At 70.9% G+C, this 25,739-nt stretch carries 24 protein-coding genes and 2 tRNA genes; 9 read left to right on the top strand and 17 right to left on the bottom strand.

The features are described from left to right. Window positions 1-5: 5 nt before the first annotated feature. Entirely contained in the window at window positions 6-974 is a 969-nt protein-coding gene (locus tag AB0383_RS42055; protein WP_364184246.1) for a helix-turn-helix domain-containing protein, read from the bottom strand. A gap of 305 nt (window positions 975-1,279) precedes the next feature. Here AB0383_RS42055 and AB0383_RS42050 point away from each other — a divergent pair. Further along, window positions 1,280-1,351: transfer RNA gene (locus AB0383_RS42050), tRNA-Val, on the top strand. Window positions 1,352-1,377: 26 nt separating this feature from the next. Further along, window positions 1,378-1,452: transfer RNA gene (locus AB0383_RS42045), tRNA-Val, on the top strand. A gap of 16 nt (window positions 1,453-1,468) precedes the next feature. Here AB0383_RS42045 and AB0383_RS42040 read toward each other — a convergent pair. Further along, window positions 1,469-2,899 carry an FAD-binding oxidoreductase gene (locus tag AB0383_RS42040; RefSeq protein ID WP_366190215.1) on the bottom strand — a complete coding sequence of 477 codons (1,431 nt, stop codon included), beginning with the start codon at window positions 2,897-2,899 and terminating at the stop codon, window positions 1,469-1,471. A gap of 103 nt (window positions 2,900-3,002) precedes the next feature. Further along, window positions 3,003-3,479 carry a VOC family protein gene (locus tag AB0383_RS42035; protein ID WP_366190214.1) on the bottom strand — a complete coding sequence of 159 codons (477 nt, stop codon included), beginning with the start codon at window positions 3,477-3,479 and terminating at the stop codon, window positions 3,003-3,005. A gap of 284 nt (window positions 3,480-3,763) precedes the next feature. On the opposite strand from AB0383_RS42035, the gene AB0383_RS42030 reads away from it, so the two are divergent. Further along, the gene (locus AB0383_RS42030) at window positions 3,764-4,063 is read left to right on the top strand and encodes a hypothetical protein (RefSeq protein WP_366190243.1); all 300 of its coding nucleotides are present in this window, start codon (window positions 3,764-3,766) and stop codon (window positions 4,061-4,063) included. Further along, window positions 4,060-4,488, top strand: a complete 429-nt coding sequence (locus AB0383_RS42025; protein ID WP_366190242.1) for an enolase C-terminal domain-like protein — start codon at window positions 4,060-4,062, stop codon at window positions 4,486-4,488. Before AB0383_RS42030 ends, AB0383_RS42025 begins: the two co-directional genes overlap by 4 nt. Before the next feature lie 7 nt (window positions 4,489-4,495). Here the strand turns inward: AB0383_RS42025 and AB0383_RS42020 are convergent, their stop codons facing one another. From AB0383_RS42020 to AB0383_RS42005, 4 genes are all read right to left on the bottom strand, one after another. After that, window positions 4,496-5,083 (bottom strand): DUF4232 domain-containing protein, encoded by a 588-nt coding sequence (locus AB0383_RS42020; protein WP_366190213.1) that lies wholly within the window; start codon window positions 5,081-5,083, stop codon window positions 4,496-4,498. 105 nt (window positions 5,084-5,188) lie between these two features. Further along, complete coding sequence (locus tag AB0383_RS42015; RefSeq protein ID WP_366190212.1) at window positions 5,189-5,749, bottom strand: TetR family transcriptional regulator; 561 nt, start codon at window positions 5,747-5,749, stop codon at window positions 5,189-5,191. Beyond that, window positions 5,746-7,104 carry an MFS transporter gene (locus AB0383_RS42010; protein WP_366190241.1) on the bottom strand — a complete coding sequence of 453 codons (1,359 nt, stop codon included), beginning with the start codon at window positions 7,102-7,104 and terminating at the stop codon, window positions 5,746-5,748. Before AB0383_RS42010 ends, AB0383_RS42015 begins: the two co-directional genes overlap by 4 nt. A 1,027-nt stretch (window positions 7,105-8,131) precedes the next feature. Continuing rightward, window positions 8,132-8,641, bottom strand: coding sequence for an isochorismatase family protein (locus AB0383_RS42005; protein WP_366190211.1), 510 nt, complete (start codon window positions 8,639-8,641; stop codon window positions 8,132-8,134). A gap of 413 nt (window positions 8,642-9,054) precedes the next feature. Here AB0383_RS42005 and AB0383_RS42000 point away from each other — a divergent pair, with 413 nt between their 5' ends. Continuing rightward, window positions 9,055-10,521 carry an alpha/beta fold hydrolase gene (locus AB0383_RS42000; RefSeq protein ID WP_366190210.1) on the top strand — a complete coding sequence of 489 codons (1,467 nt, stop codon included), beginning with the start codon at window positions 9,055-9,057 and terminating at the stop codon, window positions 10,519-10,521. Between the two features lie 405 nt (window positions 10,522-10,926). Here AB0383_RS42000 and AB0383_RS41995 read toward each other — a convergent pair whose 3' ends face one another. Together AB0383_RS41995 and AB0383_RS41990 are read right to left on the bottom strand one after the other, a co-directional pair. Continuing rightward, window positions 10,927-11,478, bottom strand: coding sequence for a hypothetical protein (locus tag AB0383_RS41995; protein WP_366190209.1), 552 nt, complete (start codon window positions 11,476-11,478; stop codon window positions 10,927-10,929). Between the two features lie 101 nt (window positions 11,479-11,579). Further along, complete coding sequence (locus tag AB0383_RS41990) at window positions 11,580-12,512, bottom strand: hypothetical protein (protein ID WP_364184220.1); 933 nt, start codon at window positions 12,510-12,512, stop codon at window positions 11,580-11,582. A gap of 201 nt (window positions 12,513-12,713) precedes the next feature. Between AB0383_RS41990 and AB0383_RS41985 the strand changes: the two genes are divergently transcribed. Both AB0383_RS41985 and AB0383_RS41980 read left to right on the top strand, forming a co-directional pair. Continuing rightward, window positions 12,714-13,208 carry a MarR family transcriptional regulator gene (locus AB0383_RS41985; protein WP_364184218.1) on the top strand — a complete coding sequence of 165 codons (495 nt, stop codon included), beginning with the start codon at window positions 12,714-12,716 and terminating at the stop codon, window positions 13,206-13,208. Continuing rightward, window positions 13,205-14,419: an MFS transporter gene (locus AB0383_RS41980; protein WP_364184215.1), complete on the top strand. Its 1,215-nt coding sequence runs from the start codon at window positions 13,205-13,207 to the stop codon at window positions 14,417-14,419. Before AB0383_RS41985 ends, AB0383_RS41980 begins: the two co-directional genes overlap by 4 nt. A gap of 294 nt (window positions 14,420-14,713) precedes the next feature. On the opposite strand, the gene AB0383_RS41975 is transcribed toward AB0383_RS41980, so the two are convergent. Continuing rightward, complete coding sequence (locus tag AB0383_RS41975; protein ID WP_366190208.1) at window positions 14,714-15,784, bottom strand: glycoside hydrolase family 3 N-terminal domain-containing protein; 1,071 nt, start codon at window positions 15,782-15,784, stop codon at window positions 14,714-14,716. Window positions 15,785-16,082: 298 nt separating this feature from the next. Here AB0383_RS41975 and AB0383_RS41970 point away from each other — a divergent pair, with 298 nt between their 5' ends. Beyond that, complete coding sequence (locus AB0383_RS41970; RefSeq protein ID WP_366190240.1) at window positions 16,083-17,435, top strand: fatty acid--CoA ligase family protein; 1,353 nt, start codon at window positions 16,083-16,085, stop codon at window positions 17,433-17,435. Between the two features lie 77 nt (window positions 17,436-17,512). Here the strand turns inward: AB0383_RS41970 and AB0383_RS41965 are convergent, their stop codons facing one another. The 7 genes from AB0383_RS41965 to AB0383_RS41935 form a co-directional block, all read right to left on the bottom strand. Then, the gene (locus AB0383_RS41965; protein ID WP_364184209.1) at window positions 17,513-18,955 is read right to left on the bottom strand and encodes a hypothetical protein; all 1,443 of its coding nucleotides are present in this window, start codon (window positions 18,953-18,955) and stop codon (window positions 17,513-17,515) included. A 207-nt stretch (window positions 18,956-19,162) separates the two neighbouring features. Further along, the gene (locus AB0383_RS41960) at window positions 19,163-19,873 is read right to left on the bottom strand and encodes a zf-HC2 domain-containing protein (protein ID WP_364184206.1); all 711 of its coding nucleotides are present in this window, start codon (window positions 19,871-19,873) and stop codon (window positions 19,163-19,165) included. Further along, complete coding sequence (locus AB0383_RS41955; RefSeq protein WP_220243906.1) at window positions 19,873-20,418, bottom strand: sigma-70 family RNA polymerase sigma factor; 546 nt, start codon at window positions 20,416-20,418, stop codon at window positions 19,873-19,875. The genes AB0383_RS41960 and AB0383_RS41955 overlap by 1 nt, the downstream gene beginning before the upstream one ends. Before the next feature lie 130 nt (window positions 20,419-20,548). Then, window positions 20,549-21,532, bottom strand: coding sequence for a DUF1996 domain-containing protein (locus AB0383_RS41950; protein ID WP_366190207.1), 984 nt, complete (start codon window positions 21,530-21,532; stop codon window positions 20,549-20,551). 45 nt (window positions 21,533-21,577) lie between these two features. Further along, window positions 21,578-23,173, bottom strand: a complete 1,596-nt coding sequence (locus AB0383_RS41945) for a chloride channel protein (RefSeq protein ID WP_364184201.1) — start codon at window positions 23,171-23,173, stop codon at window positions 21,578-21,580. Beyond that, a complete protein-coding gene (locus tag AB0383_RS41940) occupies window positions 23,170-23,628 on the bottom strand; it encodes a MarR family transcriptional regulator (protein WP_364184198.1) in 459 nt (152 codons plus the stop codon). The genes AB0383_RS41945 and AB0383_RS41940 overlap by 4 nt, the downstream gene beginning before the upstream one ends. Window positions 23,629-23,641: 13 nt before the next feature. After that, window positions 23,642-24,172, bottom strand: a complete 531-nt coding sequence (locus AB0383_RS41935) for a GNAT family N-acetyltransferase (protein WP_366190239.1) — start codon at window positions 24,170-24,172, stop codon at window positions 23,642-23,644. Window positions 24,173-24,583: 411 nt separating this feature from the next. On the opposite strand from AB0383_RS41935, the gene AB0383_RS41930 reads away from it, so the two are divergent. Next, entirely contained in the window at window positions 24,584-25,738 is a 1,155-nt protein-coding gene (locus AB0383_RS41930; RefSeq protein ID WP_366190206.1) for a reverse transcriptase family protein, read from the top strand. The last annotated feature ends 1 nt before the right edge of the window (window position 25,739 follow it).

Genomic DNA, 25,739 nt, shown 5'->3' with positions numbered 1-25,739 from the left:
GGCCGTCAGCCGGCCGAGGCCTCGCGGCGGAACTCGGCCGGCGTCACGCCGTACTCGTCCTTGAACGCGCGGCCGAAGTGCGAAGGCGTCTTGAACCCCCAGCGCCGGCTGATGGCCGCCACCGACATCTCGCCCGACGAGACGAGGTCGCGCTGGCCCCGCTCGAGGCGGCGCGTGCGGATCCAGGCCGAAGCCGTGGTGCCGTTCTGCTGGAAGATGCCCTGCAGTTTCCGCAGCGAGATGAATTGCGCGGAGGCGATGGCCGCGGGTGACAATTCCGGGTTACCGAGGTGTTCGTCGATGTATTCCCGGATTTGTCCGGGAATGACGTTCCCCTCGATTTTCCCGTCACCCCCGGCCACGTCCAGAATGCTTTCGAACATCGTCGAGACGAGGTCGAGCGCGTTGCGGGCGGCGAGGTAACGCGTGCGGCCGGAGATGTCCTCCATGACGTGACCGAGCGTCATCAGCAGCGCTCCGGTCGCGGGGGCCAGCCCGTCGCGCGCGCTGATGCGGGCCGCGGTGAGCTGGTCGACGTGCGAGCGCGGAAGCCGCAGCAGGCGCTGCGGGAACTTGATGCAGACGTTGCGGTAGCCGGCGCTGCTGACCACCGTCGCCGGGCGCGTGCCGTCGAAGACCGTGAGGTCACCGGGCTGCAGCACGGCCGTGCGGCTGCCCTGGTGGAACTCGCCCACGCCCGCGACCTGCAGGCACAGCACGTAGTCGGGGCGGCAGTCGCGGGCGATCGTGTCGGCGCTGCGGTGCGCGACGTGGCGGCCGGTGGCCATCTCGATGAAGTCGACGTCGGCGATCTTGCGGTTGCGCAGGTAGCCCCGGAAGTGCTGCGGATCGTCGGACTCGACGGTGAACGCGAGGAGCGACTGGGCGAGCAGCGCGCTCCAGCCGGAAGTGCCGAGCGCGTTGTACTCAGGGTGAGCGGCGGTGGTAGTCGAAGGTGCTTCGCCGTGCCGCATCCGCCACCTCACAGCCGCCTACTCCGAAATCAGTACCGGACACCTGAACCGGAACCGAACGGCGCTATTTCACCTCGCCGTCAGAGCACATTTCCGTTATCGTCCGCCCAGCTCCGGGGTTTGTCAACTCGCCTTGCGGGCCGCCGGTTTTCGCCCCCGCCGGCCAGTCCGTTCGGGCCCCGGTCGGTGTCGCCACGCGAACCCCGGCGGGACCCCTCGCGGGGTCGCTTGGACCACGGCGCGGCGGGAGGGTGGCCCCCGTGACAGGGCCCGGAAGGGGTTCGCTAAGCTGGTTTCCCGACAGCGCGCGATTAGCTCAGCGGGAGAGCGCTTCCCTGACACGGAAGAGGTCACTGGTTCAATCCCAGTATCGCGCACGTAGTCCGATGTGGACTCACCTGGAGGGCGATTAGCTCAGGGGGAGAGCGCTTCGTTCACACCGAAGAGGTCACTGGTTCGATCCCAGTATCGCCCACCACCACGATGGCCCCGGATCACTCGATCCGGGGCCATCGTGCTGTCCAGGGCCGTGCTGTCCAGGGCGCGGGCGGGCCGGCCGCCGGCGCGATGTTGTGGTTGACGCGGAACAGGTTCTGCGGGTCGTGACGCCGCTTGAGCTGTGCGAGCCGCTCGTAGCGCGCGGAACCGTACGCGGCGCGCACCTCGGCTGGAGTCGTGCCGTCCCCGGCGGTCAGCAGGTTGGCGTTGCGCTCGTCCTGCGACCACGGCGCGAGCGTCTCCACGAGGGCGTCCAGCCGAGTCCCGGGCTCCTGCCCACCGGACGCGACGAGGGCCCACGGCGCACCGCGGCCGGCGACGGCGTTCGGCACGGCCGGCTCGTCGGCCAGCGCGCCGCCCAGCGCCCGCAGCTCCACGAAACCCGGTTCGGTCCCGGAATCCGGGCCCGCCACGGCGAGCAGCGCGTCGGCCGCCTCGGCCGGGAACGACCGCAGCACGGCCGAGCGCTCCAGCCAACCCGCCGGCACCGACGGGTCCAGGTGCAGGCGGTGGCCGTCGCGGTACGCGGTCTCGGCGACGGTGTCACGCACGGTCCGGGCGAGCGCCCGCAAAGGCGCGAGCGCGGCTTCCGCCTCGGCGGGCGAACCGAGCGACGAGAACCGCACGTGGACCACGAACTCCGCCGGCCGCGAGCGGTGCCGGAAGGCGATCGACGACGACATCTCCCGCGACAGCTCCGTCACCCACTCCCGCCAGGCGTGCAGGACCGTCGAGGCGTGCTCGCCCGCGAAGAACAAGCCGCCGCCGTAGAAGGACTTCACGGGAAACAGAGCGAACTCCATCGACGTGACCACGCCGAAGTTCCCCTTGCCACCCCGCAGGCCCCAGAACAGCTCGGGCTCGGCGTCAGCGGTCACCTCACGCAACGGACCGTCGGCCGTGACGAGCCGCAACGCGCGCACGTGGTCGGCGGCGTATCCGTGCGTCCGCCCGAGAATCGGGCTGTGCCCGCCGCCGAGGTGGTAGCCGACGACCCCCACCGTGGGTGACGCGGCGCTCATGCCCGCGAGCCCGCTTTCGCCGGCCCGTTCGGTGACCTGGCTCCAGCGCGCGCCGCCCTGCACCCGCGCGATCCCGGCCACCGGGTCGACCTCGACGGCGTCCAATCGCGACAGTGTGATCAGCACGGCACCGCGCGCCCGGTTCACGACCTGGTGCCCGGTGCTGAGCACGGCGATCGGCAGGGCCCGGTCGACCGCGAACCGCACCGCCTCCCGCACGTCGGCCACCGTGGTCGCCCCGATGGCCACGGCGGGCCGCACCGGTGTGGCCAGGTTGAAGGTCGCACACTCGGCTTCGAACCCCGCGTCGCCGGGCAACACGACGGGACCGGTGAGCCGCCTCGCCAGCCCGGCGACCTCGGCCGGGCTCAGCGACTCCGACGCCGCCGTCTCGTAAGGGCTCATCCGCTTCGCCTCTCGCGCTTGACGGACCCAGCCTCACCGGGCCCGTGAAACGCGAATCAGACTTGCGACGCAGGTCACCGTCGCGAGGGGACGATGGGGCACATCACCGGGCCGGGACGTCCCGCGGCAGCGGCGCCGTCCAGGAGCTGCCCAGGTCGGCGCCTTCGGGGTCCCACTCGTGCGACGCCCTGCTGTAGAGCCGGATCGGCACGCCGTCGGGGTCGGCGGTCGCGACGAGCCAGCCGGTGATTCCCCGCAGCACTCCGGAGTTCGCCACTTCCAGCGCGTCGAAGTGCCGCGCCCATGCCCGTACCGCGGCCTCGTCCGCGACGGCCAGCGTCAGCGGGTCGAACCCCGCCAGTGCGGCCGCCGAGCCGGGCGCCAGCCGCAGCTCCACCGGGCCGGCCAGCCCCGGCACCCGAAGCAGGTACGCGAACAGCACCCCGTCGGGCGTGCGGTGGTCCCATTCGGGCTGCCGCCACGCGCCGAACACGCGCTCCCACCACGCCAGACTCCGGGCGAGGTCGGTGACCGGGTACTTGTGGTGGTGCACGCCGTCGAGCGCGGGGAAAGTGCTCATGGCACGGATCCTGCCAGTGCGCCCCGACCCCGGCTGAGCAGGCGGCTTGTATCCTTCACCCCGACATTCGTCCGTATCCGGACGATCAGTCCGCGGGCGGGGGTGTTCGGCGATGGCGAAGTCCGATCCGGTCGAGTTCGACCTCTACGGGATGATCGGGCACCTGCTGCGCACCACGCAGCAGCTGCACGTCGCCATCTGGTCCGACGTGTTCCCCGGCGGCCTCACCTCGCCGCAGTTCGCCGTGCTGCACGCGCTGGCCCACGAGGGCCCACGAGGGCCCACTGAACCAGACGACGTTGCGCTCCCGCGCCCGCCTCGACCGTTCGACGGCCGCGGACGTGATCCGCCGGCTCGTCGCCCGCCGGCTGGTCAGCCAGGTGAAGGACCCCGGAGACGCCCGCCGCCGCGTCGTACGGCTGACGAGCGCCGGCCGGGCCCTCTACGCGGAGGCGACCGAGCGCGCGGTGGAGGTCAACGAGCGGATGCTCGAAGGCCTCGACACCACCGAGCGCAAGCAGCTCGTCGACAGCCTGAAGTCGTTGCTGGAGCACCACCGCGGGCTGCTGGACTACCAGGACTGAGCGCTCAGAGCAGCTCTTCGCGGTACGTCACCGGGCACGCGACGCTCGCGGCCGCCGTGCCGATGCCCGTCGCGGTCGGCGAGCACCTGCACGGGCGTTTCGAGTTCGCCGCGTACCTGCACGCGCGGGCCGCTTCGATGCTGCAGCCGGACGTGGCGCTGACGGGTGGCGTCACCGAATGGCTGCGGGTCTCGGCCATCGCGGAGGCGTTCGGTGCGACGTTGAGCCCGCACTTCCTGCCGGAGCTGCACGTCCACTTGGCGGCGGCCGTGCCGAACTGCCCGTACGTGGAGCACTTCCCGCTGATCGACGACGTGCTGCAGGAGACGTTGACCGTCCACAACGGACGCGTGGCCCCTCCGGACCGGCCAGGTCACGGGATGTTGTGGGACCTGTCCGCTTTGGATGACCTGCGCGTCCGGTGAGACGTGGTCAGAAGACGAGGACACCCTGGGTGCTGGGCTGCAGGGTGCCGACCTTGACCGAGGTGACGTCGAGCTCGGGGTAGCCGACCTTCTTGCCGTCCGTGCCGATCACGTCGACGACCGTCGCGCTCGTGCCGTGGGGCGGGGTGAGCTTGAGGGTGGTCGCGACGAACGTGTCGGTGCTGCCCTTGTCGCCCGTCTCCCACTTGACGCCGGCGAACGCGTTGGTGCCCGGGCGCAGCGTGATGGACGGGCCCGCGCCGGGGATGTCGACGTTGCGCGTCGGCACCTCCAGCGGTGAGTTGTCGGCGGCGAGGAACTGCAGCGTCGGCCAGCCCTGGATCGTCACGGGTTCCTTGCCGGTGTTCTCGAGGGCGAGCAGGCCGAGGCCCTGGTCCTGGATGGTGAGCTCGGCGTGGAAGGACTGCCGGACGTCCTTGTCTTGCTGGATCTCTTGCTGGACCGCCGGCTTGTCCGCGTTCACCGCCGCGTTGTGGGTCGGCTGCGGCGCACTGGCCGGCGGCGGTGTGGTGCTCGAACAGGCCGTCAACGCGAACAGCACCGCGATACCCGGGACGATCGTCTTACCCCGCATGTTGCACTCCCCTTCGTGGGCGGCTCCCACGCCGCCTCCTCACTACCCAGGACGGCCGACCCCCGAAACAGGTTCCGGTGCTTGGAGGCATTTTCCGTGCCCGGTTCACTCCATAGAGGACACGAGCCGGGTCACGAAGGCTGTGAGGCTCTCCTCGTCGAGCGCCGCGAGCTCCGGCAACGCACCCGACGTCCGCCCGATCAGCACCCCGACGAACGCCGCCGTCAGCAGCTCCGCACGCGCCTGCGCCTGCTCGACCCCCTCCGAGGTCAGCCGGCGCGCAAGCGGCGTCACGATCCGGCGATGCAGCTCTTCCCGCGAAAACTCGTTGGCTTTCACGTCGTCGTGCGGCTGGAGCGCAACCTGGTACAGCGGCCCCGGCCCCTGCCTGACCGCCCGCCCGACCAGCCCGCGCAACCGCTCCGCATCCCCCAGATCCGCGAGCTCCTCGTTTCCCGTCTCCTCCTGCAACACGGCGACGTACAGCTGCGCCTTCCCCCCGAAATACCGCGCGATCATCGCCGGATCGACGCCCGCCCGCTCGCCGATGTCTCGAATCGTCGCCTGCGCATACCCGCGCTCCGCGAACAACTCCGCCGCGGCCTCCAGCAACGCGGCCCGCGTCCGCCGGGCATCCCGACGGCGCGGCGTGGGTCGGTCCGTCATCCGCGCGCTCCTTCGGTCGTTTTTCCGGGCAGCAGCATGCCGAACACAGCGGCCAGGCCCCACACCGCCACCCCGGCGAAGGCGGCGACCGTGTAGCCGAGGGCGTTCGGGAAGTGCCGGCCGTCCGGTGTGTGCCCGACGAGGATCGCGGCGCTGAGCGCGCTGCCGGTGGAGTAGCCGACGTAACGCAGCACCTGGTTGAAGCTCATCGCGCTGCCGGTCTCGTGCGGGGGTGCCCCGCGCGTGATCATGCCGGGCAGCACGGCGAAAACCGTGCCGACGGCGAGCCCCGTTGCCGCCATGACGACGGTGAGCACCAAGTAGTCGTGTCGCACGAAGCCGAACGCGCCGACGCTCACCAGACCGACCAGCGAAGCCCCGGGGATCAGCACGCGCCCCCGCCCCCGCCGGATCACCGGCGGCGCGATGCGGCTGGCGAGCAGGCTCCCGATCGAGAACGGCAGCAACACAAGCCCGGCCACCACCACCGACCCGCCGAGCCCGCCGTCGGCCGGCGGCGTCTGGACGAACTGCACCATCAACGACGTCAGCAGATACATCCCCGTGCCGGACAACAGCGCCGCGACGTCGGCCGCGAGCACCCCCGGCAGCCGCAACAACCGCAGCTCCACGAGCGGGTGCGGGCTGCGTCCCTCGTGCCACACCCACGCCACCAGCGCGCCCACCGCGATGATCACCGAACCGATCGACGCTCCCGAACCCCAGCCCCACTCCTCACCCTTGCTGACCCACAGCAGCAACGCCCCGAGCCCCACCCCCAGCAGCACCGCCCCCGGCACGTCGAGCCGCTTCGCCTCTGCGTTCACCGCGTGGGGCACCACCTTGATCGCCGCCACCAGCGCGGCCGCCGCCACGACGGCCCCGAACCAGTAAGCGGCCTGCAGCCCACCCAGCTCCGTGATCAGCCCGGTCACCGGATACCCGAGCCCGACCCCGGCGACCGTCGTGATCGACAAGATCGCCATCGTCGGCCGCGCCTTGGCGGGCACCAACGCCTCCCGGGCCGCCACGATCGTCAGCGGCGTCAGCCCCAGCCCCGCGCCCTGCAACCCCCGCCCCACCAGCAACGCCACGAACCCGAACGGCAACGCCGCCAGCACACACCCCAGCACCACCAGCCCCAGCCCGGCCAGCATCACGCCCCGCCGCGCCGGCCCGTCGCCGAGCCGCCCCATCACCGGCGTGACCATCGCCCCGACCACCAACGTCACCGTCAACGACCACTGCGCATCCCCCAGCGACACCCGGTGCACCAAAGCCACCGCCGGAATCAGCGGCGCCCCCAGGCTGCTGATCACCGCCACGACGAGCCCGAGGAACACCAATGTGGGCACCAACCCCCGCACGGTTCGCTCAGCCGCGCGGCCCTCGGCTACTTCCCTTGTGGCGCGCGCGGACCTCGCGGCCGGCGCGTCGCGAACGGGCCCGTCCCATCCCGGCGCCGCACCCGAGCCACGTGGGTGCCGCTCAGCCGCGCCGCCTTCGTCGATCTCCCCCTCGACACCCGCAGACCGCCCACCTGGCGCAGGCCCGCCACCTTCGTCGACCTCCCCCTCGACACCCGCAAGCCGCCCACCTGGCACAAGCCCGCCCACCCCCAAACCGCGTGGGTACCGCTCAGCCCCGGCACCTTCGTCGACCTCCCCCTCGACACCCGCAAGCCGCCCACCTGGCGCAGACTTGCCCAACCCCAAACCGCGCACCTGCCCCTCAGCCCTGCCGCTCTCCGCCAGCCCGCTCGTGGCACGTGCAGGCCGCCCAGGGCCGGTACCGGGGACAGGCTTGTCCAACCCGAGCTCCGCACCCGCATCGCGTTGCTGCCGCACAGCCCCGGCAGGCTTCGGCGCCTCGGCCGCGGTACGCGTGTGCTGCCCGCCGTCGGCACCGAGGAAAGGCCCGCCCAACCCCGACCCCGACCCGGGACCGCGGACCGCGGACCGCGGACCGCGGACCTGCGAGTCAGCCTCGCCCGCGCCACTCGCGGAGCACTGCGGTGCGTCGCCGGTCGCGGGCACAGGGCACTCCGGCGCCTCACCCGCCGCGCGCACAGAACGGTCTTGCGGCCCGCTCACGCCAGACCCCACGCCAGACTCGCTGCGCACGCGCCGAACGCTTGCCCGGCCGACTCACCCGTCGGTAAATCGCCGCAGTGGCACCCGGATCGTCCAGACGACCAGTGCCCGCCAGGCACGAACCCGCGCACCACCACCGCACCGGCCCGCCCCGGCAGCTCGCATCCTTCAAGCCGCCAGGGTGTTCCACGCATCTCGGACATCGCGGCACACCTCAGTCATCAGTTGATGTCATCACCCGATGACTTACCTTACTCCCGAGCAGGCCGCGCGGCGGCTGTGATCTCCATCAGCCGAAGTGGACCACCTCGCTCGAGGCCAGCGAGGCGCCCGCGGTGGCCAGTTCGGCGGCGACCGCCGCGGAGGCCTCGGCGGCGGGAACTGCGCCGTCGTAGGTCGCGTGGGCGTCGGTGACCAAGGTGACCGGGTGGCCGCGCCGGAGGGCTTCCAGGGTCGTCTCGCGCACGCAGAAGTCGCTCTGCATGCCGGCGACGACGAGGGGCGCGCCGGCGGGCACGAGGGTCGACAGAGGAGTGTCGGCGAAGGAGTCGGGCGTGGTCTTGTCCACCACGTGTTCGCCCGGACGGACGTCGTGGACCAGGGTCCAGCCCGGCGTTCCGGGCACGTCGGGATCGTCGCCGGTGCCGTTGTTGCGCACGTGCACCACCGGCGCGCCGGCGGCACGCGCACGGGAGAGCACCGCGGCGATCGCCGGTGCGACAGTGGCCGCGGAAGGCACCGGTTCGGGCGGGAGGAGCATGTTGTTCTGGACGTCGATCAAGAGCAGTACGGGGACCATGCCGGAAGCATCGCACCCACCTCCGACAAAACGCGTCAGTCGCGTCGGCGCACAGCCGCCGCCACTCGCGGTCGTTCTGCACAGCGAGGAAGCTGCGAGCCGCCGCAAACCTTGCAGCACAGCGGAAACCCGACCCACTCGGTGAGCGCGTCGAACGCCTCCCCGTGACCGGTCCGTTCGCGCTCGCACTGTGCCGGTGAGCGCGAGCACGCCGGTTTCCCACTGCACCAACAGGTCATCGGCCGTCTTGTCACGGTACGGCCGCCGGTGCCGTAACCGGAAATGCCGCAGACGATCAACCGCCGACAACCGTCGCGCCAGAGCTACCTCCGGAGGACACATCAGCCGATCGGCCGGGTTTGTGACCCGATCGCCCGAGGCAGCCCACCTCGTGCGCCGCGATCATGATCATCATGAAAAAGCTCGTCCCCTTGCTGGCGGTCGCCATCGCACTGCCTGCGGTCGTCGCGGCCACGCCCGCGCACGCGGCACTCGCCTGGACCCCGTGCCGCACCCTGATCAAGGAGTGGGACCAGACCGACGCCCGCACCGAGTGCGCGAAGGTCTCCGTTCCGCTCGACTACGCCCACCCCGACGGCCGCCGCCTCGACCTGATGGTCAGTCGGCTGAAGGCGACGTCGCCGGAGAAGCGCCAGGGGGTGATCGTCGTGAACCCCGGCGGGCCGGGCAACTCCGGGCTCGACATGCCGCTCACCCTGAGCCACACGACCGTGGCGGGCATGGGCGTGGACCACGACATCGTGGGCTTCGACCCGCGCGGTGTCGGGTTCAGCGGCGGCAAGGAGTGCGACGTCGCAACGGAGGACGGCCCGAATCCAGACCCGAGCGCACTGCCCGCCGAGCGGTACCGGCAGGGCTACGAGCAGACAGCCAAGCAGAACGCCCGCTGCATGGCGTACGACCCGGAGTTCATCGCGAGCCTGTCGACCGACGTCGTCGCCCGCGACCTCGACCAGATCCGGATCGCGCTGGGCGAGCAGAAGATCAGCTTCTACGGGGTGTCCTGGGGCACCGCGCTCGGCGCCGTGTACCGCAGCCGCTACGACCAGCACGTCGATCGCATGCTGCTCGACTCTGTGATGCCGCCCGACTTCAGCCTCCGCACGATGAACAACGGCCAGGTCGACGCCGCAGAAGCCAACTTCTCCCGCTTCACCGCCTGGCTCGCCGCGCGCGACGGCCAGTACCGCCTCGGCACCGACGCCGCGAAGATCCGCGCCGACGTCACCGCCCTCGCCGCCGACCTCGACGCCCACCCGCGCCAGGTCACCGCCGACGGCAAACCGCTCACGTTCAGCGGCGGCAATCTCCGCACCGTGCTGACTTACCAGCAATCCCACTGGCTCGCCATGGCCGACACCCTCATCGCCCTTCGCGACGGCAAGAACCCACCGCTCGTCGGGAACGAGCCGGAGTTCACCGGGTTCGGCCTCGAGGACAGCCACTTCGCCGGCTTGCTCATGCAGGTTTCCGTGCTGTGCAACGACCAGGGCGCCGATCCGAGCGAACCCGCCATGTGGCGCGAGGAGCAGCAGCGGCAGGCTTCGTCGCCGCTGTTCCACGGCATGGCCGGCTACCAGCACTGGTGCGCCGGGTGGCCGTTGCCGAAGCAGCCGTGGCACTTGGTTCGCGGGACGAGCCCGCTGCAGCTGGTGGCCCACCGCACGGAAACCACCACCCCGGCGTCTTGGGCGCAGGACATGCGCCGCCACCTCGGTGGTTCGCTCCTGACCGTCGACAACGGCGCGCACGGCTCGCTCGACCTCGTGGCGTGCGGGTCGAAGGCGGTAGAGTTCTTCAGCACCGGACGGACTGCCGCGGGCAGCTGTCCCGGCGAGCCGGCGCTTTCGTCCACATAAGACTGTGGCAGGGCCGGGCCCCACAGTCGGGGCCCGGCCCGCGCCCGCCGCCGCAGAGGTGGGGGGAGGGACCACAGCGGCGGGCTGTCCCTTACGTACCCGGCGGTGGCGCCCGTCAATCGTCCGGGTGACCGCGATCTCCGAGGCCGCGGGTCGCGACGGGCCTGATCTCGGCCGACCTCTGTCACGACGCCCGCCGAACACCGAGCGATGCCGATTCCTACGGTCGTGATCTCGGCGTCCAGATCACGACAACCCTGGCCGCCGTCAACCGCCGTCGCCGGTCCGACCTCCGCGACACCCGGACCACTGTGGATCGCCGAAGTGGCATACAGCCCCGCTCCGCAGCCGGGGTCGCCGCGATCATCGTTCCGAAGTCAGATCTCCGTGGCCGGAAACCCGTCGTCAATCGTCGGGGCGGTCGCGGTCGCGGCGGGTGGGCCAGGCGCGCGGTTCCCGGTCTCGTCCGGACGGATCGGGAACCGCCGGGCGGGACCGGGAAACCGGGGGCCCCGGCCAGGCCGGGTCGGTGATGATCTTGCCGGGGCGGGTACGGCGACGGGTCGGCGGGGTCGGGCGCGAAGGTGCGGCGGCGGACCAGTTCCGCGAGTCTGCGCCGCGGTTGCGGGGCTGCGGGAGCGCGAACGGTTGCGTCAGCGTCGAGTCCGGGCCGCCGAGGTGCCAGGCGACGGCGTTGGGCACCGGGCGTTGCCGCGCCACGGGGTAGCGCGCCAGAGGGTCGACCTCACCGCGGGAGCGCGCGGCCGCCTCCAGGCGGTGGCGGGCCTGGCCGCGCGCCGCGACGACAACAGGCGGTTCAGGCGACAGCAGCCGCCGGGTCGAAGGCGCCTCGGCCGGCTGCCTGGTGCCACGCGGCCGGGCCGACCGGCGGAGGTGCACCAGGGCGAGCGCCGTGAACACCGCGGCGACCGTCGCGAGGGGCCACCAGGCCTGCATACGAGCTGCTCCCGTCGTGGAGGGTCCGCAGCAAGAGTGCCCGTTCCTCCCGGCGCCGAGCGGATGACCACACGCGTGGGTGTCACCCGGATCGGGGGCGCTTACTCATACACGACGTACGCGGGTTTCGGCGTGAGCGCGAGTACCTCGGACGGGGTCATCAGCGCTGCGCCGTGACGCGTGTCCTCCTCGTAGAACAGCTTGAAGCCGGCCAGCACGTGCGCCGGTTTGGCCGCCATGAGCGTGCGCCAGGTCGCGTTCTTCGCGGCCGCGCTGCCGATGCCGTCGACGACCTTGACGATCGACACGCCCGGGTGCGGCCCCAACGCGGCCTCGCCGCGGACGATCGAAGCCGCGACCTGGTGGTAGGCCATGATCTTGTCGGGCAGCCGACGGTCCTGGGCGAGCCGGGCGAGGTAGGCCGCGACGCCGTCGAGCGCCGCACCCGTCGTCCGCCCGAACTTCTCGCCCGGCACCACCCCTGGCTCGACGGCCCACTCCGGATCGAGCGCGACGCCGACGTCCGGCTCGGCCAGCCACCGCTCGTACGCCCGCACCTCGGGCAGGAAATCCGCGCGGCCGGGCTGGATGTTGAGCAGCAGCACGCCGTTGAGCGCCCGCGCCTCGGCGAGGTAGCCGGCGATCGTGGCGTCGGACGCGCGGGTGCGGTACATGCCGTCGGGGCCGGGCGTGCGGTGGGCGGCCGTCGCGATGAGCTCGACGACGGGCGTCACCGCCTGCCGGTACGCCCCCGCCTGCCCGACCAGCTTGCGCCCGGCCGCGCCGAGATCACCGGTCATCTCGCCGAGGGCTTTCGCGTGCGGCGCGCCGCAGTAGCCGACGAGCAGGCTCGTGGCCAGCGCGTTCGGCGGCGGGGGCGGTGGTGGCGGGGGCGACGGTGGCGGCTGCGAAGAGGACGGCGGTGGCGCCGCCGCCGGCACCCGTCGCGACACCGCCCCGCACGCGCTCAAGACCATCCCCGCGAACGCCGCCGTGAATACCGCTCGACGGGTGAACCTCGGCTTGTGACGCATGCATCCTCCAGGCCGGCAGCGGTGGGGAATCCTTTGCCAGCGCCGGAAAAGTACCCGCGTGATCGACTTCCGAACCGGCGTCGAGGCACGAGATCTCCCTTGGACCACAACGAATCGGCCGATTTCCCAGCCACCGGAACACCTTCACCCGAACAGCCCTACTTCAACAGCACTTATATAAGCCCTATTACACTCCCCGCCATGCCCGAGTTCACCGATCCCACCGAACAGAGCCTCTGGCGCCCCATGCGCCTGCTCCAGCACGCGATGGACGACGACATCGGCCGCCTCTACACCGAGCGCGGTATCGAAGGCCTCAAACCGAGCTTCGTCATGGAGCTCCTGCGCCTGCACGCGCGCGGGCCGATGACGATCACCGAGCTGGCGGCGTCGGTGGAGCGGACACACTCGGCGTTGAGCCAGAAGGTGGCCGCCATGCGCAAAGCCGGCCTGGTCACCACCACCACGGGCGACGACGCGCGCAGCAAGAAGGTGGTGCTCACGCCCAAGGCCGAGGAGATCGTCGGCCGGCTCGCGGCGGAGTGGCGCGCGACGGAGGCGGTGCTGGCCGACCTCGAGGCCGAGATCCCGTACCCGTTGAGCAAGGTGGTCGCGGACGTCGAAAAAGCGTTGGCGCGCAAGAGCTTCCACGACCGCATCGCCGAGAAGCTCGAAGGCGACGAGGCCTGGCGATGAGCGCGCTGCTCGACGTGACGCCGTTGCGCACTTCACCGCAGTTCCGGCGCCTGTGGATCGGGCGCACGTGCTCGGTGCTCGGCGCGCAGCTGACGCTCGTGGCCGTGCTGTTCCAGGTGTGGGAACGCACGGGCAGCACGGTGTGGACGGGCGTCGTCGGACTGGCCCAGGCGTTGCCGATCGTCGTGTTCGGGCTGTTCGCGGGCTCCCTCGTGGACCGCGTCGACCGGCGGCGGTTCTACCTGGTGATGACGGTGGCGCAGGCCGCGTGCTCGGTGCTGCTGGTCGCGCAGAGCGCGGTGCCGGGGTTCCCCGTCGCCGGGGTGCTGGCGATCCTCGCGGTGCAATCGTGTTTCGTCGCGGGCAGCGGGCCGGCGTCACGCACGTTCATTCCCCGGCTTCTGCCGCGCGAACAGCTCGCCGCCGGGCTCGCGCTCAACCGGATTTCCTTCCAGGGCTGCATGTTGCTCGGCCCCGCGATCGGCGGCGTGCTCATCGGCTGGGTCGGCGTGACCGGCTGCTACGCCGTCGACGCCGTGACGTTCGGCTGCGCGTTCTACGGCGCCTTCGGCCTGCCGGCCATGCAACCCGATGACTCCGCGCGCCCCGGCCTGCGCGGCATCGCCGACGGCCTCGCGTTCCTCGTCCGCACCCCCGCCGTCCGCGGCGCGCTCCTCACGGACCTCGCCGCGATGGTCCTGTCCATGCCGACGAGCCTCTTCCCGCTCGTCAACGCCGAACGCTTCGGCGGCAACCCGCGCACCCTCGGCCTGTTCCTCACCGCGATCGCCGTCGGCGGCGTGGCGGCGTCCGTGTTCTCCGGCGTCTTCACCCGCCTGCCACGGCCGGGGGCGGTGATGCTCGCGGGGTCAGCCACTTGGGGTCTTGCGCTGACGCTGTTCGGGCTCACCACGGATCCGTGGCTGGGCCTGGGTTTCCTGGCGCTGGCCGGCGCCGCGGACACGGTGTCGGTGGTTTCGCGCAGCACGGTCGTGCAGCTGAACACGCCCGACGAGTTGCTCGGGCGGGTTGCTGCGGCAGAGCAGATCGTCGGGCAGGCGGGGCCGAACCTCGGCAACCTGCGCGCGGGGCTGGTGGCGGCTCCGACGTCCGCGCTGGCCTCGCTCGTCAGCGGCGGGCTGCTGTGCGTGGCCGCGGTGGCCACCGTCGCCGTGACGACACCGAGCTTGCGGCGGTTCGCGCTGAAGTGATCCGGCCGGGCTTCCTGCGCAGGCCTCGTGGTCAGTCTCCAGCAGCGGCTTCCTGTGCGGTCGCCATCTCCGCGACGACGCCGAGTCTGCGGCGGTTCACGATGAGGTGGCCAGCTCTCTTGCGCGAATGCCGCATCAACCCGGTCCTTGCTGTGCGTGGCCGTGGTTCTCGTCGAAATGACCGGCTACGCGTAGTCCCCTCGCCGCGCTGGCCTCGCTCGTCAGCGGCGGCTTGCTGTGCGTGGCCGCCGTCGCCGTCACGACGCCGAACTTGCGGCGGTCCGCCGTTCGAGACTAGGACAACCCCTTGCGCAGAGCCGAAATCCGTTCGACCGACGCCGTGAAGTCCGGAATCGAGCCGAGGTTCTTCGCGAGCGCGTCGGCCGCCGCGTCGCCCTGGTTGACGTCGCGGCCGGAGGCGAGGATGAGGTCGACGCCCGCCTTCGCGGCGAGCACGGCGCGGTTGCCGGTGTCGCCGTAGTCCTGGAGGGCGCCGGCCTCGAGGGCGTCGGTGATGGTCACACCACCGAAGCCGTCGCGGCGGCGCAGTTCTTCCTGCACTACCGTCGGCGAGAGGCCCGCCGGGTGGCTCGCGTCGAGCGCCGGATACACGGCCCACGACAGCATCACGAGCTTCGCGGCCGTCCCCGCATACGGCGCTTCGTCCTTCGTACGCAGCTCCGGAAGCGGCACGTTCAACGTCACCGGCGCGACGTCCGTGTTGCTCCCCGCCGGCGCCGCGCCCAGCCCGGGGAAGTGCTTCGCCGTCGACGCGACGCCCGTGGCCTGCTCCGCGGCGACGAAGTCCCGGCCCAGCGTGCCCGCCGTGGTGGCGTCGCTCGAGTACGAGCGGCCGTACTCGTCGATGAAGTTGCCGGCCTGCCGGTAGACGTCGAGCACGGGCGAGAGGTTGACGTTCATCCCCACGCCCGCGAGGTTCTTCCCGGCTCCCGTGCCGGCCGCTTTCGCCGCCGCCTCCGGGTTCGCCGACTGCCCCACCTGCTTCTCCGACAGCGTCGGCTCGCCCGGCAGCCGCCGGACCTGCCCGCCTTCCTGGTCGGTCATGAACAGCAACGGCTCGCGCACCGGACTCTGCGCCGCCGCGTCGCGAAGCTGCTTCACCACACCCGCGATCTGGCTGCTCGACGAGATGTTCTCGCCGAAGAAGATCACCCCACCCGCTTCACCCCCGCGAATCCGCTGCAGCAGCTGCTCCGGCGGCGTCAACCCGGCGTACGAGTAAATGACCCGCTGCCCCGCCAGCTGCCTCGGCGTCAGCTCCCGGGCACCCACCGCCCCGGGCACCGCCCCCACCGTCACCACGGCCACCGCGGCGGCGGCCACCACCTGCACGACACGCTTCATGGCACTCCCTCCAGTGGGCCCACGGTAACGCCTGCGCGTGACGGGCGAAAACGTTCCGACCGAACGGTTGCGCGATGTCCGAAATCTGCAAATGCGGCGCCCTGCCGAGTTGCCCCGATACGCGCCCACCACCGACGATCACGCCTGCACCGATCCGGCAACCTCGAATCGGCCGAATGGACTCACCGAAAGCCCGCCCTTCGGTCTTCGCCGCAAGGGTCGCCGGATCCGTCGCCGCAGGGGCTGCTGCTGCACCGCATGGGCCGCAACGCCAGCAGATACGGCTACCGTGCCGCACGTGAGCTACTTCCTGACCCGCGTCCTCACCATGCTCGACCACGGTGGCGACACCGTGCTGTTCCACCACGAAGGGCTCGCCACGACCTACCGCGGGGCAGCCGACACGCTCCGCCGGATCCACACCGGCCTCAGCGGCACAACCGGCATCGTGGCGATCGACTCGTCCAACCGGCCTGAAGTGATCTTCGCGCAGGTCGCCGCTCAGTTGCGGGGGCTCGAGGTGCTGCTGGTGGCTGCGTCCGCCAGCAAGCCGGCCAGGGAAGCGGCCCTCGAGCAGACCGGCGCCACCCTCCTCGACCTCGATGAGCTCACCACCGGCGAACCGTCCACTCCGGACACCATCCCCGACCGGGTCACCGCGATCTTCCCCACCGGCGGCACCACCGGCACACCCAAACTCATCCGCCATACCGGCATCTACGACGGCATGGCCCACATCTTCACCCCCGACGGCACCCAAACCGTCCTCATCACCGCCCCGCTCACGCACATGACCGGCAACGCCGCCGCGCTTGGCGCACTCCTCTGCGGCAACAAAGTAGTGCTCCGCACAAACTTCGACGCCGAAGAGCTCCTTCGCGACATCGAAACCCACCGCGTCACCAGCCTCTCCCTCACACCCCCGAGGCTGGCCGCGGTCCTCGACAGCCCGGCACTGGCCGGCACCGACGTTTCCAGCCTGAAATCCCTCTCCCTCGGCGCCGCCCCGCTTCCGCCAAGAAGGCTCAGACAGGCGCTCGACACCTTCGGCGCAAAAGTCGGCCAGGGATACGGCCTCACCGAAGCACCGATGATCGCCAGCATCTCCGCCGAAGAGCTCACCCGGGACCACCGGCTCGGCTCCGTAGGACGCATTGTCCCCGGCATGGAGGCCCGCACGGAGAACGGCGAGATCCTCGTCCGCGGACTGTCCATGATGGACGGCTACCACGGCGAACCCGCGATCGCCGACAACTGGCTCCCCACCGGCGACCTGGGCCACTTCGACGACGAAGGCTACCTCTACCTCCACGACCGCATCGCCGACGTGATCATCACCGGCGAGCACGGCACCAAGGTCGCCTCCACCGCCATCGAGCACACCCTGCTCACCCACCCCGCCGTCAAAGCCGCGGCCGTCTTCGCGGTCCCAGGAAAGAACGGCGAGGGGGAACTGGTTCACGCTGTCGTCGTAGCCGGAACCACAGAAGCCGAACTCCGCCACCACGTACGTGAAGAACTCGGCGGAGACCACTTCGTACCGTCCACCGTGGCCTTCACCGACGAGCTGCCCCTCACCTCCGTGGGCAAAGTGGACAAACGAAAACTCGCCGAACCCTTCTGGTCCGGCCACTCTCGCCACATCGCGTAAACAGCGCCCATAAAAAGAAGAGCCGGTGTGTGCACCCCCCGTCGGTGCACACGCCGGCTCTTCGGCTACGGATTACTTCACTTGTCGCCGAAGCGGATCGAGGCGACCTGCTTGTCGAAACCGATCTTGCTCAGGTCGGGCACGCTGGCCGTGATGACCATCGACTGACCGGTGCAGTTCGGGCCCTTCCAGAGCTTCACCGGGCCACCGCTGAGCTGGATCGAGGAAACCTGCGTCGGCTGCGGGTTGGCGACACAGCCCGGGCCCGCGACACCGAAGGAACCGTTGGGCTCGGAGAAGTTGATGCCGCTGTCGAGGATCGCGCTGCCGTTGCCGAGGGTCACACCACCGGGAGGAGTCGTGGTGCTCGAGGACGGCGGGGTCGCGGTCGAGGAAGAGGACGCGGGCGGGGCCGCCTGGCCGCTGGAGGCGGGGGCGCCACCCTTCGGCAGGACCTTGCCACCGGTCGGCGAGATGGCGAACCAGGTGCCGCCGACGCCTTCACCGTTGATGTCGCCCGGCTTCTTGTCGCCGGAGAAGCGGTAGAGCGCCCAGCCGCCGATGGTGACCTGGCGGGAACCGTCGGCGCGGGTCAGGATGCCGATCTTGGCGGCGGGAACACCGTTGACGAAGATGCGCGAGCCCGGCTTCACCAGCACCGGCGGCCACTTCACAGCGCAGTCACCGTTGCAGTTGGACGTCGGCGGCTTCGGGCTGTCCTTGTCGAAGCGGTAGAGCGTCATGCCGGCACCGTCGTGGACGATCGGGTTCAGGCCACCGGCCGAACCGCGGGTCAGCTGCACCCACTTCATCGCGGCGTCGTCGGTGCGCGGTCCCTTGTAGTCGTCGCCCTGGGACAGGTCCGCGCCGTTTTCCTTGGCGGTACCGGTCTTGTAGTCGACGCCGGTCGTCGGGTCGGTGCCCTCCTGCGAGGTCTGGGCCTTGCCGCCCTCTGGCGTGACGCCGAACCACGTGCCGCCCACGCCCTGGCCCTTGGCCTGACCCGGCGCGGTGTCGCCGCTGAACTTGTACACCGGCCAGTTGCCGATCGTGACCTGCAGCGTGCCGTCCTGGCGCTTGACGAAGCCGACGTCGTTCTTGTCGACACCGTTGAGGAACACCTTGCCGCCCGCCTTCACCGTCACCGGCGGCCAGGTCTTGGCGCAGTCACCGTTGCAGTTGGACGTCGGCGGCTTCGGGCTGTCCTTGTCGAAGCGGTAGAGCAGGAAGCCCTTTCCGTTCAGCACCACCGGGTTCAGGCCGGACGCGGACCCGGCGTCGAGCTCCACCCACTGCTCGGCGGCGTCGGTGTCGGACGGGTCGGCGAAGTCGCCGGTGTTCTGCGGCGCGCCGTTCTCCTGGGCCGTCCCGGTCAGGAAGTTGACCGACGACGCCGTGTCGGCGCCCCCGGCACCGGCCGGAGCGGCACTCGGCGTGCCGGCGGTGGAACCGCACGCCGTCAGCGCCGCCACACCCGTCGCCACCAGGGCGGCGAGCATCGCAACTCGAGTACGCAACATTTCGGGTTTCTCCCTGTCAGAGCCGGCTGCCGGAGATGGCGAGCCTTTGATGACCGGTACACGGGTGTGGTCCCCGTGAGGGTTCACCGAAGTTTCGTGACGGCGGTCACACCTAGCTAAAACGCGAACTCCGTGCCAGGAAAGCAAAAAGGCGCTGCCCGTTCATCCAGTCCACACTGGACGAACGGGCAGCGCCCTTCGGCGAACCTACAGCGAGGCCGACACGAACTGGTGCCCGTCGGTGTTCTCCACGAGCACCGACGCGACGTTTGCCGGGTCGACGAGCGCCGAACCGTCGAGGTTCACGCCGTCGCTCGCGGCCTTGTCCGACACCAGCCAGTTGCCCGCGATCTCACGGCTGCCGTCCTTGCCGACCACCACGAGCCGGCACTTCTGCCCCTCCGGGATGCCGGTGACGGACGCATTGAGTCGGACCCAGCCGACCGCCGGCGTGACCGCGACGTTCAGCCGTGCCCCGGAGGCGGACTCGCCCACCGCGTTGCGGGTTCCCGGTGCCACAGTGGCCGGTGCGGACACCGGCGGCGCGGCGACGGCCGAACCTGGCCCGCTGTCGCCCGACTTCCCCACGAGCACGCCCGCGCCCAGCGCTGCCGCGGCGACGACGACCGCCGCCGACGCGGCCAGGATCCGGCCCCGGCCGCGGGCACCCGCCGACTCCGACCTGATCTGCCGCAATGTGCGTTGCAGCAGCAGGTCCGCGTCGTCCGGCGGCCCGTCGAGCAGCGCCTCGGGCGGCAACGCGCCCAGGAACTCCTGCATCTCACGCAATGACTCCACCTCCTCCCGGCACTCCGCGCAGGTCGTCAGGTGCTGCTCGACGTCCTGCTGGTCGGTTGTGCCCGCCTCGCCGGCCACGTAGGCCTCGAGGTCGAACCGGTCGTTGTGCGAAGTGTTCATCAGGCGGCCCCCACTCCCAGTCGCTGCGACCGGAACTGCTCACGCAAAGCGCGCAACCCGTAGTAGGAGCGCGATTTCACCGTGCCCGGTGGTATGCCCAGCTTCTCGGCGGTCTCACCGACCGTCCGCCCGTGCAGGTACACGTGTTCCAGGACTTCGCGGTGCTCGGCGCTCAGGTCGTCCAGCGCCGCGAGCACCACCATCGAGTCCACGACCTGGTCGGAGTGATCGCGCGCCACCGGCACGGTGGTCGGCGACTCCGCCACCTCCGTCGGCCGCGCGGCCCGCGCCCGGATCTTGTCCGTGACCAGGTTCCGCACCACGGTCAGCAGCCAGCCACGCACCGAGCCCTTGCCGTTGACCAGACTGTCGGGGTGTCGCCAAGCGCGCACCAATGCCTCCTGCACGACGTCTTCCGCCGCCGCTCGATCACCGAGCAGCCTCGTGGCGTACGCCAGCATCGCCTTGCCGTGCTCCTCGAACAGCGAGCGCACGAGAGCCTCGTCGGCGACCTGCTGGCGATGACGGGTCCTCAACCCGGCCATCCGCTACCACCCTCCCGAGTCCCGCAAGGTGCGGGATCTCCTCACCTCCACGAGGGGCACACGGATGGCGAGCGGGGTTCAGTTCAGCGGATACCGAACCGTGACCAACGCCACTGTCCGGCCTCGGGCGTCAGGCAGAGCAGTGCTTGCCGGAGTTCACACAGTCGACGACCGTCGCCATCAGGGCGTCCGGCATGACGTCGATGAAGTCGGCGTGGTCGGAGACGGGGTTGTTCAGCTCCTCCGGGAACGAGTCGATCGCGTACTCCGCGCCGGCCGGCACGGTGTAGGAGATCTCCAGGTGCAGGCGCGGAACGGCGAACGTGCCGGCCTGGCAGGCGCCGTTCGGGGCGGGGAAGAGCAGGTGCGACTTGTGGTTGGCGCTGTCGGTGGTGCGGCCGTTCCAGCAGCTCGGGAAGTCGAACAACCGCACGACCTGCTGGCCGGCCGGGCAGCGCGGGTACTGGCGCCCGACGTGGTCGCGGCTGCCGGAGCACGTCCACTGCACGTGGTCGGTGCCGACGCCGCCCTGGGTGTACCCGTGCGGGTTGCCGGTGTTGGCGCGCAGGAAGCGGGGCATCGGCACGACGTTGGTGACCGGGCTGCCCTGGTACTCGATCAGCACCGAGTCCGGCACGAGGATCCGCCCGAACACGGTCTGGCGCGCGTCGCCGCGGGGCAGGCGCAGCACGGGCCAGTAGTAGGTCGACTTGTCGCCGGCCTGGCAGGTGGTGCCGGCGGCGGCGAGGGAAGCGTCGGTGGAGAACGCCGTGGTGGAGTCGTTGCCGACGTAGTCGTGCAGGTGGTGCGCCCCGCCGGCGACGCCGGGGCTGATCACGACGTTGTCGGAGTTGTGGCGCCCCTCCTCGTCGCGGCCGCAGCCGATGCGCCAGGTGCCGCTCGACCCGCCCGGCTGCACGGCCGGCGCCGGCGGCGCGACGGGCAGCGCCGAGACGTCGGCGAAGTAAGCGGGCGAGACGGTGTGCTCCTCCTCGTGCGCGCCGGCCGTGAGCGTGTTGTAGCCGAACACGCTCGCCGGCACGGCGATCAGCACCAGGACGATGGTGAACACGATCCACCCGGGCGACCAGCGCCGCCGCGATTGCGAACCCACGTGGATCATTTTCACACTGTCAAGATCGCGACGTGCGCGGGGCTGTCAGTCCGGGACCACGACCCGCATCGGCAGCACGCGCTCGCGATGGTGCTCCTCGTGCAGGTCACGTCTGCGCGCGTGCAGCAGCTGCGCGAGCGTGACGACACCGAGGACCTTTTCCGGGTCCTCGCGGTCCACCACGCGGGCGCGGGTGACGTGGCCGAGCGCGAGCTTGTTGGCGACCTCGCGCAGCGTCTCGTCGGGGAACGCGGTGACGCGCGCGGGCGCGGCCGGTCCCGGCGTCATCACCTCGTGCACGAAGAACGTCTCCAACGGGTCGGTCGTGTACTCACGCGTGAGGTGCAAGCGCCGCCGCGCGATCTTCTCCGTGAGCACGGAACGCTTCAGCAGCAACACGGACAACGCGTACGCCGACACCGAGGCGACCACGAGCGGCAGCAGGTAGCTCCACGCGTGGGTGAGCTCGAGTGTGAAGACGATGCCGGTCAGCGGCGAGCGCATCACGCCACCGACCACGGCGGCCAGCCCGCACGTCGCCCAGAACCCGGCCGCGACGTGCGGCAGCAGCGCTCCCTCGGCCGCACCCAGCGCGGCGCCGATCATGAACACCGGCGCCAGCACGCCGCCGGACGTGCCGGAGCCCAGTGACAGGGCCCAGATCAGCGTCTTGACCACGAGGATGCCCACGATCAGCTGCGTGGTGGCCTGGCCGGTGAGCAGCTGGTCGATCACGTCGTAACCCACGCCCAGCGCGTGCGGCTCGACCAGCCCGCCCGCGCCGATGATCAGGCCACCGATCGCCGGCCACCACATCCAGTGCACGGGCACGCGCGCGAACAGGTCCTCGGCGAAGTAGACGAGCGCCGTCGCCCCGATCGCCAGCAGGCCGCCGGTGATGCCGGGGATCAGCGCCAGCCCGTCGGCCAGCGGCCCGGTGCTCTGCGGCGCCTGCACCCCGAACACCGGCCCGGTGCCGAGGAGGTAGCCGCGCAGCACGGTGCTCACCGCGACGGCCCCCGCGACCGGCACGAGGCTGCGCGGGCGCCACTCGAACAGCAGCAGCTCCACCGCCAGCAGGATCGAGGCGAGCGGCGCGTTGAACGTCGCCGCCATGCCACCCGCGGACCCCGCGACCAGCAACGTCTTGCGCTCGTCCGCACTGAGTTTCAGCAGCTGCGCGAGGATCGACCCGACGGCGCCACCGGTCATGATGATCGGCCCCTCGGCCCCGAACGGTCCCCCCGTCCCGATGCTCACCGCCGCCGACACGGGCTTGAGCAACGCCACCCGCGGCGCCACGCGGCTCTCGCCCGTGAGGATGGCCTCGATCGCCTCCGGCATGCCGTGGCCACGGATCTTTTCCGAGCCGTACCGCGCCATCACGCCGATCACCAGCCCACCGACGACCGGCGCGACCAACACCAGCCACCACGGGTGGTGGACCGCGCCCGGCGCCACCAGGTCCGTTGCGACGCGCTGGTAGAAGACGAGATTGGTGATCAACCCGATCAGCTTCAGCAACGCGAACGCCGCCACCGCGCTCGCCGCCCCCACGAACAGCGCGAACCCCGTGATCAGCAACATCCGCGGCCGCACGCTGAAGTCCCCCAGGTGCGCCGCCCGCCCCGGCGCGCTCACAGCCGCCCCGGCCCGGCCGACGGCACCAGCGGCGCCTTCTCCGCCGCCGCCAGCAAGTCCTCGACGCTTGCCGCTGCTTGTTGGCGTTGCTTCGGATCGAGCTGCCCCAGCAACTCCCCGAGCGCCTCATGCCTGCGCGCGAGCACGTCATCAACCACAGCCTGCCCCGCCTTCGTGACCTCAACAGTGACGACCGTGCGCCGGTGCTCGTCCTCCCCGCGCCGCACATAGCCGTGCGCCTCGAGCTTGTCCGCCAACCGCGTCACCGACGACGCGTTCACGCCCATCGCCGCCGCCAACCGCGAACACGGCACCCGCCCCACACTGGCCAACACGACCAGCAACCGCACCTGCGGAAACGTCACCCCGCGCGGCGCGGCGTGGGCGCTGTCCCACGCCACCGCGACGAGCACCCGCGTCAGCCGCTCCAGGCGTTCAAGATCGGAGTCTTGCATAGGGCAAAACTTGCTATAGGCAAGGTCTTGAGGTCAAGAGAGTCCGTGCGTGGCCCGTGTCACCCACCGGAACACACCAGGTGAACGACCTGCCCGACCCCGAAGATCTCGCGCCGCCGCCCGCTGGCCCTGAACCCCACGCGCCGATACAACGCGAGCGCCCGCTCATTGGCGACGCCGGTCCACAGCTGCAGCCGGCTCTGCCCCGGCCCGCGGCGCGCTCTTTCAGCGCACCCAGCAACGCCGCGCCCACTCGAGCGCCCCAGCGCTCCGGCCGCACGAACACCATCGAGACGTGACACAACCCCGGCTCCACCGGCCCCCGCCCGTCTTCCGCCCGCCCCGCCTCGGCCAACACCATGCCGACGACGCACCCGCCCTCCACCGCCACGAGCACCAGTGCTTCGGGATCCGCCAACTTCTCCCGCACCCGCTCCACCCGCTCCGCCCCAGGCACCTTGCCGCGCGCGACATTGGCCGCACGCCAGCACTCCCGCGCCTCTTCAAGTTCAGCGACAGTCACCGCGACCCGAACTTCGACCATGGCCTCGTCGACTCCGCGTTCCATCGCCACCTCCCACCGCAACCCGACCGCACCCCGCCGCTGCCCATCACACAACGCTGGCCGGCGCCGCTCTTGTCACCCCTCAACCACCACCCGGCAACACAACTCACCCCCCACACTCCCGCACCTTTTCCCCGGCCGGCCCCCGATGGCTTTCCAAAACGCGGTCTGACAATCAAAAATCGGGGTGCCCCACCACCCACTCATCGGGCGCAATGGTGTGCGCAGCACGCCGAGCCCGACCAACCACCCCTAGACTCGACCACCGGCGACGCGGGAGGTGAGCCCGGTGGAGAACCACCCCTTCCGGGGCAACCCCGGAACGCACCACATCACCCGATCACAGCGCCCCACGCGAGGGCGGCACGCTGCGCGTACAAGACCGCGCGGATGAACGGAGAAAGAGTCACCCCCGCGTCGCCGACCAACTCAGCCGAGCCGGGCACACCGCCCGACCCGTCCCACCCTGTCGTGCCGACCAACCCGGCCGAGTCGACAACACCCCTCGGCCCCCAAGAACCATGCCCCCTGGACCCTCTTCCCCCGGTCTGGCGCTGGCAAGTCCCCCGCTGGGCCAGCTTCGAATCCTGCGCCGCCGCCCTGAACCTCACCCCGGGCGAACTCTCCTGGTTCTCCGACCCCCGCCACTGGAACGACCGCGCCAACCGCACTCTCCGCCACTACCACCACCACTGGATCCCCACCTCCACCGGAGGCCTCCGCCTCATCGAGCGCCCCAAACCCCGCCTGGCGGAACTTCAACGGCGCATCCGCCGGCACGTCCTCACCGCCCTCCCGGTCCACGACGCCGCCCACGGCTTCCACCCCGGCCGCTCCATCCTCACGTGCGCGGAACCCCACGCGGGCCAGGAAAGAGTCATCCGCATGGACCTGGAGCACTTCTTCCCCACCGTCTCCGCCCGCCGGATCCGCTCTTTGCTCGAACTGGCCGGCTACCCACCCGCCGTCGCCCAGGCATTGGCCGGAATCCTCACCACAACCACGCCACCGGACGTCCTCAAGAACGCACCCAGGAAAGTCCGCGACCAACTCAAAAAGCCGCACCTGCCCCAAGGTGCACCCTCGTCCCCGGCCGTCGCGAACGTCGTCACCAACCGGCTCGACCGAAGGCTCTCGGGCCTGGCACAAAAACTCGGGGCGAACTACACCCGCTACGCCGACGACCTCGCCTTTTCAGGCGCCGCCACGCTCCCCCTCCACCGCCTGTTCCCCGGCGTCCGCAGAATCGTCGAAGACGAAGGCTTCCACCTGCGCGACGACAAAACCTCCGTCGCCGCCAAGCACCAGCGCCAGCGCGTGGCCGGCCTCGTGGTCAACACCAAACCCGCGGCCCAGCGCACCCACTACGACGACCTCCGCGCCACGCTCCACAACTGCGCGACAACCGGCCCCCAGGCGCAGAACCACGCCGGCCACCCCGATTTCCAGGCCCATCTGCGAGGTCGCATCGCCTGGATCTCCGCGACGAGCGCGCCCCGAGGTGCCAAGCTGAAAGAGCTCTTCGACCGAACCGATTGGAGCTGAC

This window comes from Amycolatopsis sp. NPDC051373 (assembly GCF_040689465.1).
GTDB lineage: Bacteria > Actinomycetota > Actinomycetes > Mycobacteriales > Pseudonocardiaceae > Amycolatopsis.
Note: the sequence above shows the minus strand (reverse complement) of the source record. Positions and strands in the feature narration are given on the sequence as shown.

Excerpts from the sequence above, each read along its gene's own strand:
- AB0383_RS42055 (WP_364184246.1), bottom strand. The coding sequence starts at position 974 with ATGCGGCACGGCGAAGCACCTTCGACTACCACCGCCGCTCACCCTGAG.
- AB0383_RS42040 (WP_366190215.1), bottom strand. The coding sequence starts at position 2,899 with ATGAGCCCTTACGAGACGGCGGCGTCGGAGTCGCTGAGCCCGGCCGAG.
- AB0383_RS42035 (WP_366190214.1), bottom strand. The coding sequence starts at position 3,479 with ATGAGCACTTTCCCCGCGCTCGACGGCGTGCACCACCACAAGTACCCG.
- AB0383_RS42020 (WP_366190213.1), bottom strand. The coding sequence starts at position 5,083 with ATGCGGGGTAAGACGATCGTCCCGGGTATCGCGGTGCTGTTCGCGTTG.
- AB0383_RS42015 (WP_366190212.1), bottom strand. The coding sequence starts at position 5,749 with ATGACGGACCGACCCACGCCGCGCCGTCGGGATGCCCGGCGGACGCGG.
- AB0383_RS42005 (WP_366190211.1), bottom strand. The coding sequence starts at position 8,641 with ATGGTCCCCGTACTGCTCTTGATCGACGTCCAGAACAACATGCTCCTC.
- AB0383_RS42000 (WP_366190210.1), top strand. The coding sequence starts at position 9,055 with ATGAAAAAGCTCGTCCCCTTGCTGGCGGTCGCCATCGCACTGCCTGCG.
- AB0383_RS41995 (WP_366190209.1), bottom strand. The coding sequence starts at position 11,478 with ATGCAGGCCTGGTGGCCCCTCGCGACGGTCGCCGCGGTGTTCACGGCG.
- AB0383_RS41990 (WP_364184220.1), bottom strand. The coding sequence starts at position 12,512 with ATGCGTCACAAGCCGAGGTTCACCCGTCGAGCGGTATTCACGGCGGCG.
- AB0383_RS41985 (WP_364184218.1), top strand. The coding sequence starts at position 12,714 with ATGCCCGAGTTCACCGATCCCACCGAACAGAGCCTCTGGCGCCCCATG.
- AB0383_RS41980 (WP_364184215.1), top strand. The coding sequence starts at position 13,205 with ATGAGCGCGCTGCTCGACGTGACGCCGTTGCGCACTTCACCGCAGTTC.
- AB0383_RS41975 (WP_366190208.1), bottom strand. The coding sequence starts at position 15,784 with ATGAAGCGTGTCGTGCAGGTGGTGGCCGCCGCCGCGGTGGCCGTGGTG.
- AB0383_RS41965 (WP_364184209.1), bottom strand. The coding sequence starts at position 18,955 with ATGTTGCGTACTCGAGTTGCGATGCTCGCCGCCCTGGTGGCGACGGGT.
- AB0383_RS41960 (WP_364184206.1), bottom strand. The coding sequence starts at position 19,873 with ATGAACACTTCGCACAACGACCGGTTCGACCTCGAGGCCTACGTGGCC.
- AB0383_RS41955 (WP_220243906.1), bottom strand. The coding sequence starts at position 20,418 with ATGGCCGGGTTGAGGACCCGTCATCGCCAGCAGGTCGCCGACGAGGCT.
- AB0383_RS41940 (WP_364184198.1), bottom strand. The coding sequence starts at position 23,628 with ATGCAAGACTCCGATCTTGAACGCCTGGAGCGGCTGACGCGGGTGCTC.
- AB0383_RS41935 (WP_366190239.1), bottom strand. The coding sequence starts at position 24,172 with ATGGTCGAAGTTCGGGTCGCGGTGACTGTCGCTGAACTTGAAGAGGCG.
- AB0383_RS41930 (WP_366190206.1), top strand. The coding sequence starts at position 24,584 with ATGAACGGAGAAAGAGTCACCCCCGCGTCGCCGACCAACTCAGCCGAG.